This window comes from Domibacillus sp. 8LH (genome assembly GCF_038806185.1).
GTDB classification, from domain to species: Bacteria; Bacillota; Bacilli; order Bacillales; family Domibacillaceae; genus Domibacillus; species Domibacillus indicus_A.
The window spans coordinates 1-239 of the sequence record NZ_JAVJNG010000313.1 but is presented as its reverse complement, the minus strand read 5'-3'; the positions used below and the strand labels follow the sequence as shown (position 1 = coordinate 239).

General features: G+C 34.3%; 1 protein-coding gene. It reads left to right on the top strand.

All coding sequences use genetic code 11. The annotated features are described in order from the left end of the window. Nucleotides 1-191, top strand: a 191-nt coding sequence (locus RG959_RS24850) for a hypothetical protein (RefSeq protein ID WP_342799368.1), incomplete at its 5' end; no start/stop codon positions are given. Nucleotides 192-239 lie beyond the last annotated feature (48 nt).

Genomic DNA, 239 nt, shown 5'->3' with positions numbered 1-239 from the left:
ATATTAAAATGCTCTCGAGAATTGAAATGTATATTAGCTATGCGATTTTCGAATTACTATCACAACAACGCTGCGTTTCACTACTTGCTATCCTTGATATTTTAAACCGTAAACTCCAAGAAGGTGGACATTCAGAAAGTGAACATTTAGCGATACTTAACGCGATTAAAGAGGTAGAGAAAAATATCTGAACAAACATCAGACCTTCAAGTTCAAAAACGATTATGCTGCATACAATC